Source organism: Galbibacter marinus (assembly GCF_000300875.1).
GTDB classification, from domain to species: domain Bacteria; phylum Bacteroidota; class Bacteroidia; order Flavobacteriales; family Flavobacteriaceae; genus Galbibacter; species Galbibacter marinus.
In genome coordinates this window covers 22,441-37,611 of the sequence record NZ_AMSG01000014.1, presented here as the reverse complement: position 1 = coordinate 37,611, position 15,171 = coordinate 22,441, and the positions used below count along the sequence as shown (strand labels likewise).

Here is a 15,171-nt window from a genome sequence, read left to right as displayed (position 1 = left end):
TTTAATATCCGTATTACACCAAAATCCAGTCCCCTTAAATAAGTTCATATAGCACTGGTTTACTAGGGCTGGCATCATTGACAAAAGATACAATTTGTAGGTTTAAAAAATAAGTATTGTCTTTTATATGATTTGGAACAAATATAAATTCAGTTATGGTGGCATCCAAACGTTGATCTCCATGAAAACCCCAAAATGCCTTATGAGCCAATAAAGCTCCACCGTCCTTTTCTTTATCCACTGAAGGTAGATCAATAAGTAAATGTTTTACTCCAATTTGACGGAGAAACAAAGCGGCGTCCTCTAAAAGATATGCAGGATTGGTATGAGAATACTGACGGGACAATTTACCCTTTTCATTAGGAAGTGTTCTAAGAATAACTGCCGTTGGTTTTTTTCCCAATAAGGCCTTTGATAATTGACCTTTTGTAATCACTAGATCACCCTGATAGCTAATAGGTTCAAGGGTAATTAATTCACAAATGAAATGAAACTCCTTTAGGGCATCTCCAATGCCGTGAAAGTCTTTAGTTATATGCCCTATGCATTCGGTATGCGTACCGTGAGCATGGGGATTAAACACAATGGTGTTAAAATTAGTGGAGGCACCATCTTTAACACTACCCACGAAGTTGTCCATTATCACTGGTGAAATTTCAGGCGGTGAAAGATACCAGGCACTAGGATTCTTGGAACTCCCACTTAGCGGTATCGATATATCGATTGGCTTTGAGAGGTCCATGGTGAACTTTTGTCCCTGAATTTCTACTTTTGTTATCATTTAAAAATTGATCACCTTAATACAGTACTTACCTTGGTATTATTACAAACTGATTTGACGATCGATTTGTTGATTAAGCGATATAAAGGTCTCTGTTCTAGAGACACCTTCAATAGATTGCACCTTGTGATTTAAAACATTCATCAAGTGCTCGTTGTCCTTACATAAAATTTTAATCAGTATGGACCAGTTCCCCGTGGTATAATGGCATTCCAACACTTCGGGTATTTCTCTCAACTGTTTAACCGCCTCTGGATTTCGCATGGCCTTATCCAAATAGATACCGATAAAAGCCATAGTTGCATAACCGAGCTTCTTTGGGTTGATCACAAACTTTGAACCTGCAATGAGCCCTGAGCTTTCTAGTTTACGTAACCGCTGATGAATGGCAGCTCCTGATATCCCTATTTTACGTGCTATCTCCAATATGGGCTTTCTAGCATCCTGCATCAGATCTCTTAAGATTTCTTTATCTATCCCATCAATAGTTACTATATCCTGACTTAATTTCATGTTGTTATATTAAATTACAACAAATATACTAGAAATGATTGTAATATATAATCACTAACCCCTTATCAGCTAATACCTCATAACTTTTACAAACTTCTTTATGGTGCAGGATTGGGTATGGATTCGTGAATTTTATTAATTTGATTTATAATCCCTTCATCGAGCACCGTATCGATACTCGCAATATTTTCTTTTAACTGCCCAAGCTGTGTTGCCCCAATAATAGTACTACAGACAAAGTCTTGTTGGTGCAAAAATGCGAGGGACATCGTGGCAAGTGACATATTGTTATCTTTAGCCAAGGCGTAATACCTCTGAGTTGCCTTTAGGGCATTTTCCTTGTTATAACGCCTCATTTCAGGATACAAATTAATACGGGATTGACTTATATCTTGGCCATTTAGAAACTTATCACTAAGTCTACCAAAGGCTAGTGGAGAATAAGGAAGTAGACCAACATTTTCTCGTAAAGATATCTCTGCTAGACCAGCTTCATAGGTTCTATTGAGCAAATTATAAGGGTTTTGAACCGTGGCAATACGAGGAAGTCCTTGATATTTACTTTCCTCCAAAAAACGCATCACACTCCATGGAACGTCGTTGGAAAGACCGATGTGTCGGATTTTACCTTGGTCCACAAAATCTTTTAAGCTCTCTAAGGTTTGTCTAATGTTATCCTCCCACTGATTGTCTGTTTTAGCTTGAAAACCTCTTTTACCAAAATAGTTTGATGGACGATCTGGCCAATGCAATTGGTAGAGATCGATATAATCGGTCTGTAACCGCTTTAGACTTGTATTCAAAGCATCTTCTATGGCACACTTACCAAAGCCACCTTCTCTAATTTCATGGGGATTAAACTCAGGTGGTCCTGCAACCTTAGAGGCCAATACCACTTTATCCCTATTGCCCGTTTTTTTAAACCAATTACCTATATAGATTTCAGTTGCACCTTGGGTTTTAGGATTCTTTGGGATAGGGTAAAGCTCAGCAGTATCAAAAAAATTAACGCCTGCATCTAGGGCATAATCCATCTGCTGATAGCCTTCTGACTCGGTATTTTGTTCACCCCAAGTCATAGTACCCAAACAGATTTTACTGATTTTAATTTTGGTGTTGGGTAGGGTTGTGTATTTCATTTGCATTTTTTTGGTCCAAGGAGAACCGAAGTCCTCCTTGATTTACAGGTCTATTTTTAATCTTCGTTCAACAGTTTTGTAATCTCGTCCAATTTAGGAGTCAAGACCACTTCGATTCTACGATTTTTAGCCTTCCCCTCTGTGGTGGAATTCGGTGCTACTGGTACAAATTGTCCTTTACCAGCTGCGGTAAGACTTGCAGGATCAATCTGAGCATTACCTAGCAAGATACGTACGATACTCGTGGCTCTTTTTGTAGAAAGATCCCAATTGTCTTGTAAAGGTCCATTACCTCTATAAGGAACATTATCTGTGTGGCCTTCGATAAGCACATTGATATCTGGATTTTTTGCCAAAACCGATCCGAGTTGTTGCACTGCTCTACGTCCATTATCATTTACAGCCCAGCTCCCACTTTGGAATAGCAATTTATTTTCCATGGAAACGTATACCTTCCCATCGCGCTGTTCAACTGTCAATCCTTTACCTTCAAAATCTAATAAGGCACTAGAAATGGCATCTTTTAATTTTCGCATCGCTTGGTCTTTTGAAGCAATTAACGCCTCCAATTCATCCACGCGCTGAGAACGACCCTCAAGCTGTTTCTTTAAGGCGTCTAAACGACTGCGCTCCTCTGCCAAAGCGCGTTCTTTGGATTCTAATTGTTCTAGTAATTCTTTGTTTTTTTCAGTATTGGCTCGAATCGAGGCACTGCTGTTTTCTTCTAAGGCTTCATAGGAGGCTTTTAAGTTCTCAAGATTGCTTTTTGTAGCATCGTAATCCTGACGCAGTTGATTTCGCTCTGCGAGTAACTCATCATATGATTTCTGAAGGGATTCAAGTTGGTTCTCCAGATTATTATTGTCCGAGTCTAAGGTTTGATTCTCATCAAGCAAGGCTTCCTTCTCTCCCTTTAGCGCATCATAGCGACTTTGTAAATCATTATAAACTTTGGAGGACACACATGAAGACATGACCCCTAGTAGCACTACGCTAACAAAAATTCTTTTCATTATATTCAAGCTTTATTAATCTTCTATTTCTACCAAAATCGGGCAATGATCACTATGTTTTGCCTCTGGTAATATAACGGCTCTTTTTAATTTTTCTTTTAAAGGTTCTGAAACCATATTGTAATCGATCCGCCATCCTTTATTATTCGCTCTAGCATTAGCGCGATAACTCCACCAACTATATTGATGTGGTTCTTTGTTAAAGTGTCTAAAACTATCTATAAACCCGCTGTCAATAAAGTTTCCTATCCATTCTCGTTCTACGGGTAAAAAACCAGAAACTTTAGCGTTTCGTATAGGATCGTGGATATCAATTGCCTTATGACATATGTTGTAATCCCCACAAATAATAAGATTGGGAACCTCATTTTTTAAGGCATTGATATAAGTTTGAAAATCTGCCATATAGGCTAGTTTATGATCGAGTCTTGCAATATTAGTTCCCGAGGGTAAATACAAACTCATCACAGAGAAATTATCAAAATCTACCCGTAGGTTTCTACCTTCTCTATCCATATAGTCAATCCCCGTTCCATAGACCACCTTATTTGGGGTTACTTTTGAAAGGATTGCTACACCACTATATCCCTTTTTCTCTGCACTATACCAATAATGATACGGATACCCCGCCTCTTCAAAAATAGTCAAATCCAATTGTTCCTTCATTGCTTTAATTTCCTGAAGGCAGATCACATCAGGTTGAGCAGTTTTTAACCAATCTAAAAATCCTTTATTAACTGCAGCACGTATTCCATTTACGTTATAAGATATAATTTTCACTCCGTTATTGTTTTTTATAAGTCTTCATGCTAAAATAAGGATAGTTTAGCAAAATGCAACTTGGATTAACACCCACTTTTTCCTTTTGGTTTAAATGAGTAACTTTAAACTATGGAAAACGAACTTCACACCGCGCTTATTCAAACCGAACTTGTTTGGGAAGATCCACAATCTAATAGAAGTATGCTCGAGGATAAATTAAAAACCTTGGGCTCTAAGGTGGATCTTATTATCCTCCCAGAGATGTTTACAACTGGCTTTTCCATGAATCCCGCCACTTGTTTTGAGACCATGGATGGGGAATCTCTAAAATGGTTAAAACAAATGGCTTCGAAGTTAAATGCAGCTATATGCGGTAGCTTAATTATTAAAGAGTCAGGTCGTTTTTACAACAGATTTGTTTTTGTTGATCCTGATGGGTCTGTTACTCATTACGACAAGCGACACACCTTTACCTTAGCTGGGGAGGACAAGGCCTATAGTCCTGGAAACCAAAAAGTAATTTTATCCTATATGGGTTGGAAAATATGCCCTCTTATTTGTTATGATTTACGTTTTCCAGTATGGTCTCGAAATACGGAAGATTATGATTTATTGATTTATGTAGCAAATTGGCCAGATAAAAGAGTCTTAGCTTGGGATACATTGCTTCGAGCAAGAGCCATTGAAAACCTAGTTTATACCATTGGGGTAAATCGAGTGGGTCACGATGGGGAGCAAATAGATTACTCTGGGCATTCCGCAGTATATGATCCTTTAGGCAACCTACTTAGCTTTAGCGAAAAGGATGAAATTCTTCTTACTACCTTAACTAAATCTGCTATCTTAAAGTATCGAAATCAATTACGATTCTTACAAGACCGAGATCAATTTACTGTAAAGTAAAAGTCTGTTCGATTTCCCAATTCGAGCGTAGCTCTACAGCGTCAGGGAAATAGCTAATTCGTTCTGGTTGAATTTTCTGCAAATAATTTCCAGTATCCCATTTACCGTTACCATTGGCATCGTGAATAACCCGTATCAAATATGTTGCAGGGTTAATATTTAAAAACTCATAGGTACTCTTTTGCTCGGTAATGAATTTCTCATACTGAACGATTCCTTTCTGATCAGTGAGCTGAAGAATTACCGGGTACTGATCTACGTTTCTAAGATTCACCCTAAAACTTCCTAAATCAGCAATACTTCTAGTAGCTAATCCATAGGTTAGGGTGTCATTCACATCGCCATAAAAATCAACAATAGCACCAGGAAGCAGTTTAATTTGATATTTCTGCTCAGGTTGGGTATCCCACTTTAGATTAACAATATTGCGTTTTGAATCTAGATTCGCGGTATATTTTAAAAATACCGAGTCCTTATTCATCACGCTAATTTGTGTGGTGTCAATAACTTCCATCGGAGTGGTAGCGTGGAGTCTAAGGGAATCGTTGAGCGCAAATGATTTATTTAATTGCGCTACTACTAAAGTATCTGCATAGAGCTCCTTTATCCTAACGGTAAAGGTGTCAACCACTTGTTTTTGTCGCACCTGTTTTCGAACTTCAAATATCAAGGAGTCCGCTTCAAATGGGGTGAAAAAGTAATTTAAAGTATCCGTTTTTGTATCTGGAAACACTCTATAATCATAATCTTCAGGCTTCTCTGAAAGTAGACTAATTTGCATTCCCTCATGTTCACCTTCATATCCAAAGAATATTTTATTTTTAGCTATTAGTGAAGGACGTGTTGCTTTGTATTCTGGAATTTCTTTAAATAAATTTAAGCCGTAAATAGAATCTGTTGGAATCTCAATGAAGTGATCAATAAATCCAATCTTATCAGTTTTAGGATCAAATTTATAATTACCAGCTTCATCTTTCATTGCCACCAATTTATAGGTGCCTTCTTTTAAATTCGTCAAACGAAAGTTTGTTGAACTATCTAAGGTATTGGTCAAATAGGTTGGTGGTTTTTGAAAAATAATGGAATCGGTATAGGCAGAATCCACTTTATAAAGCATAACTGAAATAAAAGGATCTGGTTTTTTCTGCAACGCATCAATTACAAAACCTTCCGTCTCAAGAGAATCGATATAATCTCCTGTGGAAAACACATAAGTGAAAAAAGAATAAGGATTTTCTTCATGGTTATCCACCACGCTTTGCCCAAAGTTAAACACATAGGTAGCATTTTCTTGAAGGGTATCAAGAATCTCAATTTCTAAATACTTGCTTGCCCCCGATTGAGGATATATATATGGCTGATATTCTAATGGAGGAGAGACAATTAGTTGCTTTTGAAGGTCTTTTAGCTTAATGTACTCATCAAAATAAATTCTAACTTTCTCAGCATCAAAATTGGTGCTGTGGTTCTTTGGAGTAGCTGAAGTGATCGATGGTGGAGTCACATCTTTAGGACCTCCTTCAGGAGTTCCTCGTCGAGCACAACTGTAAAGACAAACGGACACAACTACCGCTATAGAAAGTACAATAAGATTTTTGATTCTCATAAAATCCAATTAAAGCTGCAAATTAACGATATTTTTTTTCAAGTCAGGAAAAGGCATAAAGGATTCACATACCAACGATCAAAAATACCACTATTGGATTGTAAAATTAAAGAGAGTTTTTGGGCTAAAAAGAATCATTTAATCTTAAAATTGCAGATATTACCAATGATTCGTATAATTTCAGACTATAAATTGCGTTATAACAACAGATTAAAAACCAAATACTCCCTTTACTGGGAGGCTACTATGATTGAGCAGCGTATGGATTTAAGGAGGTAACCTTCTAGTTAGATATTCTAAATCAGATAAAGGAACAATTACTATCTTTGCGACCCTAAACAAAACTTTATCATATTACTTAAAAAATCCATAGCGTGTAATGAGTGCTACTAAAAGGCAATTAGGACAAAAAATAATTTTAGGAATTCTCTTGTTGTGTATTGGAGCACTAACACTATTTTCATATTTCAATTTCGTTGAAAGTGAAGAGAAAGTGTCGTTTTTAGAAAACGCTAAGGGCATGATCGTAGAGGATCTACAACACATCCAAATGGACCTCAATAAGCTCGCGGAGGAAAATGAAGCTCACATACAAGAAATCGAATACAGCCGTAAACGAATTGCATTATTAATAGACTCTATTTCAATGCTTGAGGTGGACTATCAGATTCTTGGGCGCTACCGAAGAGAATTGGCAGAAATTCGACAAGAAAACAAATATTTACACAAACTATCTGATTCGGTGCAGCAACAAAACATTCTACTTACCAAAGAAGTGGACAGCACCAAATTACGTTATATTGAGCTCGAGCGTTATTCGAATGCTTTAAAAAGCGCAAATGAAAATCTCACTCAATTCAACGATTCCTTAATCCATGAGAACATTGCCTTGACCAAAAAAATTGATAAGGAACAATCCCTTTTGGTATCCACCTTATCCGGCATGGCTTATAAGGTACGCTCCAATGGAAAGGTAATAGAAACCGATCGGGTGAATCGCGCTGAGCGCCTTAGGGTTTGTTTTAACATCGCACCTGGTACTCTTATCAAACCTGGAGAACGTGAATTCTACATTCAGTTCATCGATCCAAATAATAAAATTCTAGGCCAAGTTCAAAGCTTAAAATTCGGGGAGAAAACACTTATATTCAGCAAAAAAATCGTGATTGATTATAACAATAAACCTCTGGGTATATGCGACTATATTATTGTAAAAGACTTAGAATCGTCTGGGGATTATAGAATCAATATTTTTTATAACGAAAATTTGCTGGCCTCTTCAACTTTTAAGCTGAAATAGAATTTCTTATTCCTGAAAAAAGGCATATTTTTGCCCCATGGCAAATCAAGATGATCAATTTAAAAAAGTAATTGCCCACGCCAAGGAGTATGGGTATATTTTTCCTTCTAGTGAAATTTATGATGGTTTAAGCGCTGTATACGATTATGCGCAAAACGGTGTTGAACTTAAAAAAAATATTAGGGAATACTGGTGGAAGGCCATGGTACAAATGAACGACAACATTGTCGGTATTGACGCTTCCATTTTAATGCACCCGACTACTTGGAAAGCTTCAGGACACGTGGATGCATTTAATGATCCTCTTATAGACAATAAAGATTCCAAAAAAAGATATAGGGCCGATGTACTTGTTGAAGATTACGTGGCCAAAATTGAGGCTAAAATTGAGAAAGAGGTCACTAAGGCGGCTAAACGTTTTGGCGACAGCTTTGATAAAGAACAATTTTTAGCGACCAACCCTAGGGTATTAAACTATGCTGAGCAGGCTAAAACCATTTCAAAACGATTAGGACAGTCTCTAGAAAAAGAGGATTTGGCTGATGTTAAAGCCCTAATTGAGGAATTGGAAATCGCGGATCCTGAGACTGGAAGTAAAAATTGGACTGATGTCAAACAGTTCAACCTGATGTTTGGGACTAAACTAGGAGCCTCTGCAGATCATGCAATGGACCTATACCTTCGCCCAGAGACCGCTCAAGGGATTTTTGTAAACTTTTTAAACGTCCTAAAGACGGGAAGGATGAAAATTCCTTTCGGAATTGCACAAACAGGTAAAGCTTTTAGAAATGAAATTGTAGCACGACAGTTTATTTTCCGTATGCGAGAATTTGAACAAATGGAGATGCAATTCTTCATCAAACCAGGTACTCAAATGCATTGGTATGAGCATTGGAAAGAGGCGCGTTTAAAATGGCATTTATCACTTGGTCTAGGACCTGATAATTACCGTTTCCACGATCACGAGAAATTAGCGCATTACGCAGATGCCGCTACCGATATCGAGTTTAGATTTCCTTTCGGATTTAAAGAATTGGAAGGAATTCACTCTAGAACAGATTTCGATTTAGCAAATCATGAGAAATATAGTAACAAAAAACTACAGTACTTCGATCCTGAAGAGAACAAGAGTTACGTACCATATGTATTGGAAACATCCATTGGTATCGACCGTATGTTTTTAGCGGTTTTTTCCAATTCACTACAGGAAGAAGAACTAGAAAATGGAACTACCAGAACTGTCTTGAAAATTCCAGCGGTTCTAGCGCCTACAAAAGCAGCTATTCTTCCACTAGTTAAAAAAGATGGACTTCCAGAGGTTGCAAAAGAGATCTTCGACGATCTGAAATGGGACTTCCAAGTGGCCTATGATGAAAAAGATGCTGTGGGAAGACGCTACCGTCGACAAGACGCAGCTGGAACACCATTTTGTATCACGGTAGATCACCAGACCCGAGAGGATCAAACGGTAACTATTAGACATAGAGATACTATGGATCAAAAACGTGTTGAAATTAAGCAGCTAAATGAAATCATTGGGCAAGAGGTTTCTATGAGTAACTGGTTAAAAAAGATACAGTAGTCCCAGAGATTAATCCAAAAGGAATTCTAAAATAAAACCCTAAAAGTAAAGACTTTTAGGGTTTTATTTTTTCGTTTTTCTTAAAACCGATACTCTATAGCTAACCCTCCATAATAGTTAACAGGCAATCCAGGATAGTAGTATCGCGGCTGAGTATTACCAAATCCCACGGCATTTACTAAGATAGAAGAAGCGTATTTTTCATCTAGTAAATTGTCAATTCCAAAGGTCATCTTCATATGTAAATCGTCTATTAACTCTCTTTTGTAGCCTGTCTTTACATTAACTACGGTATAAGATTGATTGTACTGCGTATTAGCATCATCCATCGGTGTTTTCCCAACATGCTTTAAGGTTGTTGTTAAGAACAATCCAGTAGGGTCACTTACAGTAAAGCCTCCTGCAACGATATTCTTTGGTACACCAGTAAGTTTATTTCCAGAATAATCCGTATCCTCACTTATAAATTCTTCAAAGGCATGGTCATTGAGTGTTATATTAACATAAGGCATAAAATGCAGTCGTTGAAAAATTTGATCATTGTAATTGGCTTGAAATTCTATTCCTTTATGGGAGACTTTACCAGCATTTCTCCCGATATACTGGTCTTCACCAACACGATCTGAAACAAGAAGATTCTCCACGTCCATATAATAAAGAACAAGAGACATATCCAACTTGCGATCTAAAAAGCTATGGAAGGTACCAATTTCATAATTCCAACCTGTTTCTGGTCCAATCTCTGGATTAATAACCCCTTCAGGGGTTAAGGTTTCTTCCAAATTCGGAATATTATATCCATAACTTAAATTACCGCTAAGTCTCCAATTGGAATTCACCTTATATCCGATACTTAGACTTGGTGCCCAAACCGCATCAAAGTCTCTTTTGGCATTTTTACTGGCCTGTCCTTGGTTAAAATAATCTCTAAAGCTATAAGAACTGCTATTTAAGTGCAGACCAGCTGTAAAGGTCCACTGATTTAAAAAGACATCCCAACTCATAAAAGCGTTCAAGCGATTTCGGTATTCCTTATTATCACTGAGTAGATCACCTTCTAGGGATCCGTTTCCATTATTTTGCTCATATAAGTTCTCCAATGTTGACCAATGGTATGTATCATTATACCACTCCACACCAACTTCGAAGTTGTTTTTAAGGGGAAGCAATTCAAAGGAACCTAGAAAGGATGTACGGAACCCATAACTATTTGAGAACTCATCAAGTATATTAAAAGGTCTTGGCTCGTAATGATCCAAATAGGAATAAAAAACCGATGTTTTATTTTTTAATTCACTTGAAAAACTGTGAATATAACTCAGTCCAACTGTTGTTATCTTATTATCCTCATATCCTTTGGCCTCTCCCCAATTGGAGGCTGCAACACCTGGGTGGTTTTCTAGATCCGACCAACTAATTGAACTTGCTATGTGAGCTGTGTAGTTTAATTGTTGAAACAGTAATTGTAGTTCATTATTTGAATTTAAGACTAGTCCTGCATCTAACATTACCATATCTCTGTTGTACTCACTGTTATCTCTAAACCCATCGGTCTTTAAATAATCATGAAATAAATTGATGTAAAAGTCCTCACCACGGTGATTAAAACTCAAGCTGTTTTTCAAAAGTCCAAAAGAACCTACATTAAAACTTTCTTTTAAAACCGTAGTGTTAGGTTTAGCTCTTTTGGTATACAAGAGCATAGCTCCTCCTAAATTCGCCCCGTACAGGCTGGCTTTTGGTCCGCTAATAACATCTATATTCTGAATGATTTCTGGATCGTAGATATTAAAGGTTGTTTCTCCTATTCCACTGGTGATCGGGATACCATTAAAATAGGCTTGAATCTTGGAAGTCCCATAGGGTGTTCTGGCTCCTATCCCTCTAACGGTTAACCTGTTTGTGCCCATTCCACCTGAAAACACGTGAACTCCTGGGATTTCATTGAGCACTTGGGTTATTCCCATTGGAGAATATTGGGCAATGCGCGCGGTATCCAAATTCGAGTATAACACCGTTGGAGTTACTCGTCTATTACGTTGTGATTCCAAGACTACTTCCGAGAGTGTGTCACCCTGGATTTGGGCAAAAAGCATTGCATTGCTTCCAAAGAAAACAATAAAAGACGTAAGAGTTAATAAAATTTTAGTAGAACAGACAGGTAATCTACCAATTAGGGGCACAATATAAATTCGCATAGATCAAAAAAAATAAGCATGATGCTTTTTAATTTCACCATGCCTATTGTTGTATTATATTAATTCACTCAGTTCATTTAGTCAAACCAGATCATGTATGGAATTCTTAGAAGAATAAGAATTAGCCCTATACCATAGCCAATAGCTATTCGTTTAAATTTAGGCTTGGCTTCCAACACTTTTTTATGCTTACTCCACCCAATGGTAATTAATGCTACCGCAATAAGGTTTATAAAGGGATGTTCTACTAGAACCAACCTTAAGAAACTATCACCCATCACTCCTCCTGCCTGCCAGGAAGCAAAATAAGGACTGGTAAAATAAAGTAGTAGTCCTAAAACTAGTTGGATGTGAGTAAAGATCAAGGCAAAAAGACTTATTCTAAAATCTTTGGTCAAGTTAAACTCCTTATTGTTAAAATATCCATTTAAAGCGTTCAGGACAGCTATAAGCAGCATAAACAGGGTTAAATACGCCCAATAAGAGTGTAATAAATTAAGTGTAGAGTACATGAGTATATTTTATTTTAGTTATCAAAAATACACAATTAAGTGCAGACTTATCCACTGAAAAGATACAAAAAACCCCGGACTTTTTGGCCCAGGGTTTTAAGGTATACTTTAGGTATGTTTTTTAGAAATTGTAGCGAACAGATAAGTTCCAAGTTAACCCATTTCCATAGAAATACCCATAACTATCTTTTTGGTTGATATACTCTGTATCAAACAAATTATATACGTTTCCTCTTATGCTGATGTTATCCCCACCAAATTGGAATTTATAGGTAGCTCCAAGATCAACAAGAGAATATGCATCTAATTTTTCTGGTTGATAGGTCTCTCCGTCCAAAGAGGAACTAGCAACGTCCTCTGCATCTACAAATCCATATAGGTTTGCATAGTGGTTCCAGTCAGCATCCACAGTAAATCTATCATGGATAATATCGATTGAAGTCCCTAAACCAAATGTAGTTTGAGGCGCCTGACCTACCTTAGTACCAGTTAAGTCAACTTCAAAGTTATCTACAGGGCTATTGTCAATCTCATCAATCACATACACAGGAGATGACCCATCATACTGCCAGTCACCTAATGTGAAATATCCTCTAAACATAAGAGTATTAAGTGGTCTCCATTTACCATCGATCTCAATACCTTTGTGTAACTGTCCAATATTGGTAAATCTAATTAAGGCATTGGCAACATTTTCGTATTCTCCATTAAAGGATTGGAATCTATTATCCCAGCTTGTGTAATAAGCGTTAAAGCTACCTACAAAGTTTCCTAATTGAAGACGGTAACCAGCCTCAAGTCCAATAATTTCCTCATTGTCAACTTTTGGATCTGCTAATTGAGTGTTGTCATCATAAGAAGGGAAAATATTATCTAAGAAAGGTTGTCTTGAATAGTTTCCAGCATTTGCATAAATTGTATGTCCTTCACTAAAGGTCCAAGAAGCACCTCCTTTTAAATTATATCCAGTTCTATTAATCTTCTCCGATTTTTTAGGATTGTTAAAGTCAAAATTTCCTCTATCTTCTCTTTCGTAAGATTGGTTAGATATTGCACCTTGAATAAAAGCACTGAAATTGTCTTTAGCATATTCTGCTTGTCCAAAAGCACCTTGATAATTGATGTTTTCAGAATAATCATAATCAATTCTCTGATCCTTGTCTGCATAGTCAAACAATGCAGCCCATGGATTAGCGTCAAATGTTTCGGTTACTATATAATTATCTGGACGTCCACCAATAGGCTCTATTCTACCTTGTAACCCAAGTAAGTCACTAATTTGTCTAAAGTGATCTCCTTTGTAAAAACGAACATCAGCACCAACATTAAAAACAAAGTTGTTTTGAGTATCATACTCATAGTTAGCTACCGTTCCGTACCAAGCATGGTTATTCACCGAGCTTCTCAACATAGTACCATTACGTCCTTCACTAAGGCCGTTAGGCATCGTTGAATTATATCTTCTTACATAATCCCAGTCGATTTGACCATTACTGTATAGATAAGCTCCATTAGTTCTTGAATCACCATTATCTAGATAAGCAACTCCATTTCCGTAATCTCCAGTTCCACCACCGCGTCCGAAGGAAGCGTAAACTACAGCAGATAGATTAGACTTATCAGAAATCGTCCAGTCCCAGTTAAGGTTTAATACTGGTTTATGGTAATAGTTTCTTCTTAATGAAAGGTATTTATAGTCACCCGAATTGTTTCTATAAAAACCGTAGTTGTTATTGTATTTGATTCCGTATTGATCATATAGGTCTTGTCCTTTTGAGAAGTTTTGGTCGTGCCACTGTGGCGCACCTGTTAACAAGAAATTGAAATTGTGATCACCTGCTTTTTTTCCAATAGAAAAGAAATAGTTTTGACCTTGTCCTTTAGTTCCATAAGCGTACTTACTATGAGCTTGCCAGTGGTCAACTAAGAAAGAAAAACCCCATCCATTTTCACTCATTCCAGTGTTGTAGGCTGCGGTTGTTTTAAAGTAGCTACCGTTACCTACCATAAATCTTGCAAATCCACCTTTCTTCATATCAGTGGTTTTGGTAACGATGTTAACAGTACCTCCAACTGAAGAAATTGCAAGTTTAGAAGATCCAAGTCCTCTTTGAATCTGAATACCTTGAGCGATATCAGACATACCTGACCAGTTAGACCAATACATATTACCATCTTCCATCCCATTAATTGGCTGACCGTTAAGTAAGAAGGCCGTGTTTGTTTGGTCAAATCCTCTAACAAACATTTGAGAATCTCCAAAACCTCCAGCTTGGTTTGATACATATACTGAAGGGGTGTTTTTCAAAATCTCAGGAAATTCAACATTCCCAACTGCTTTCGATTGAATTTCTTCTACACCTACGGTTGAAACCGCAATAGGAGTTTGTCTGTCACGAGCTAAGTCAATTACCCCGGATCCAACAACGACAACACCCTCTAACTCTTCAGCGTCAGGCTGTAAACTTACAGTACCGATATTGGCAGTACCATTAGTTAAGGTGTAACTTACTTGTTTTGCAACAAAACCAATGTAAGAAACTGTAACTGTACCAGAATTCTGGTTCACACTTAAGGTAAAGTTACCGTCAAAGTCAGTAGAAGTCCCTGTGCTAGAACCCTTGATCATGACGTTCGCACCTGGCAGAGGCTGCCCCATGCTACCATCAACTACAGAACCCGTAATTGTTCCTTGCGAAAATGCTGCAGTTGAAATAAACGCAAATACTGCGGTAAAAATCCAATTGTAAATTGTCTTCATTTGTTATTTAATTTAATTTGACCGTGCAAAAATCCTATTAAAAAAGGACTCTTACATTAAGTGAATGTTAAATAATTTAACACAATGACAAATGTAAACAA

General features: G+C 37.2%; 12 protein-coding genes. 3 read left to right on the top strand and 9 right to left on the bottom strand.

The window, feature by feature from the left end; genetic code table 11:
• Positions 1-34: 34 nt before the first annotated feature.
• The 5 genes from I215_RS10415 to I215_RS10395 all read right to left on the bottom strand — a co-directional run bounded on the left by I215_RS10415 (position 35) and on the right by I215_RS10395 (position 4,226).
• Positions 35-781, bottom strand: coding sequence for a cyclase family protein (locus tag I215_RS10415; RefSeq protein WP_008991922.1), 747 nt, complete (start codon positions 779-781; stop codon positions 35-37).
• Positions 782-823: 42 nt separating this feature from the next.
• Positions 824-1,294: an Lrp/AsnC ligand binding domain-containing protein gene (locus tag I215_RS10410; protein WP_008991921.1), complete on the bottom strand. Its 471-nt coding sequence runs from the start codon at positions 1,292-1,294 to the stop codon at positions 824-826.
• Positions 1,295-1,392: 98 nt separating this feature from the next.
• Entirely contained in the window at positions 1,393-2,433 is a 1,041-nt protein-coding gene (locus tag I215_RS10405) for an aldo/keto reductase (RefSeq protein ID WP_008991920.1), read from the bottom strand.
• A 56-nt stretch (positions 2,434-2,489) separates the two neighbouring features.
• Positions 2,490-3,446, bottom strand: a complete 957-nt coding sequence (locus I215_RS10400) for an OmpA family protein (RefSeq protein ID WP_008991919.1) — start codon at positions 3,444-3,446, stop codon at positions 2,490-2,492.
• 15 nt (positions 3,447-3,461) lie between these two features.
• Positions 3,462-4,226: an exodeoxyribonuclease III gene (locus I215_RS10395; RefSeq protein WP_008991918.1), complete on the bottom strand. Its 765-nt coding sequence runs from the start codon at positions 4,224-4,226 to the stop codon at positions 3,462-3,464.
• Positions 4,227-4,337: 111 nt separating this feature from the next.
• Here I215_RS10395 and I215_RS10390 point away from each other — a divergent pair, with 111 nt between their 5' ends.
• Entirely contained in the window at positions 4,338-5,111 is a 774-nt protein-coding gene (locus I215_RS10390; RefSeq protein WP_008991917.1) for an amidohydrolase, read from the top strand.
• Here the strand turns inward: I215_RS10390 and I215_RS10385 are convergent.
• On the bottom strand, positions 5,098-6,717 hold the full coding sequence (locus tag I215_RS10385; protein ID WP_008991916.1) for an Ig-like domain-containing protein: 1,620 nt from the start codon (positions 6,715-6,717) through the stop codon (positions 5,098-5,100). The genes I215_RS10390 and I215_RS10385 overlap by 14 nt on opposite strands.
• Before the next feature lie 379 nt (positions 6,718-7,096).
• On the opposite strand from I215_RS10385, the gene I215_RS10380 reads away from it, so the two are divergent.
• Positions 7,097-8,017 carry a hypothetical protein gene (locus I215_RS10380; protein ID WP_008991915.1) on the top strand — a complete coding sequence of 307 codons (921 nt, stop codon included), beginning with the start codon at positions 7,097-7,099 and terminating at the stop codon, positions 8,015-8,017.
• A gap of 37 nt (positions 8,018-8,054) precedes the next feature.
• Positions 8,055-9,599, top strand: a complete 1,545-nt coding sequence (locus tag I215_RS10375; protein WP_008991914.1) for a glycine--tRNA ligase — start codon at positions 8,055-8,057, stop codon at positions 9,597-9,599.
• 80 nt (positions 9,600-9,679) lie between these two features.
• Here the strand turns inward: I215_RS10375 and I215_RS10370 are convergent, their stop codons facing one another.
• From I215_RS10370 to I215_RS10360, 3 genes are all read right to left on the bottom strand, one after another.
• Entirely contained in the window at positions 9,680-11,695 is a 2,016-nt protein-coding gene (locus I215_RS10370) for a TonB-dependent receptor family protein (RefSeq protein ID WP_008991913.1), read from the bottom strand.
• 179 nt (positions 11,696-11,874) lie between these two features.
• Positions 11,875-12,309 (bottom strand): hypothetical protein, encoded by a 435-nt coding sequence (locus I215_RS10365; RefSeq protein ID WP_040460231.1) that lies wholly within the window; start codon positions 12,307-12,309, stop codon positions 11,875-11,877.
• A gap of 121 nt (positions 12,310-12,430) precedes the next feature.
• Positions 12,431-15,070, bottom strand: coding sequence for a TonB-dependent receptor (locus tag I215_RS10360; RefSeq protein WP_008991911.1), 2,640 nt, complete (start codon positions 15,068-15,070; stop codon positions 12,431-12,433).
• Positions 15,071-15,171 lie beyond the last annotated feature (101 nt).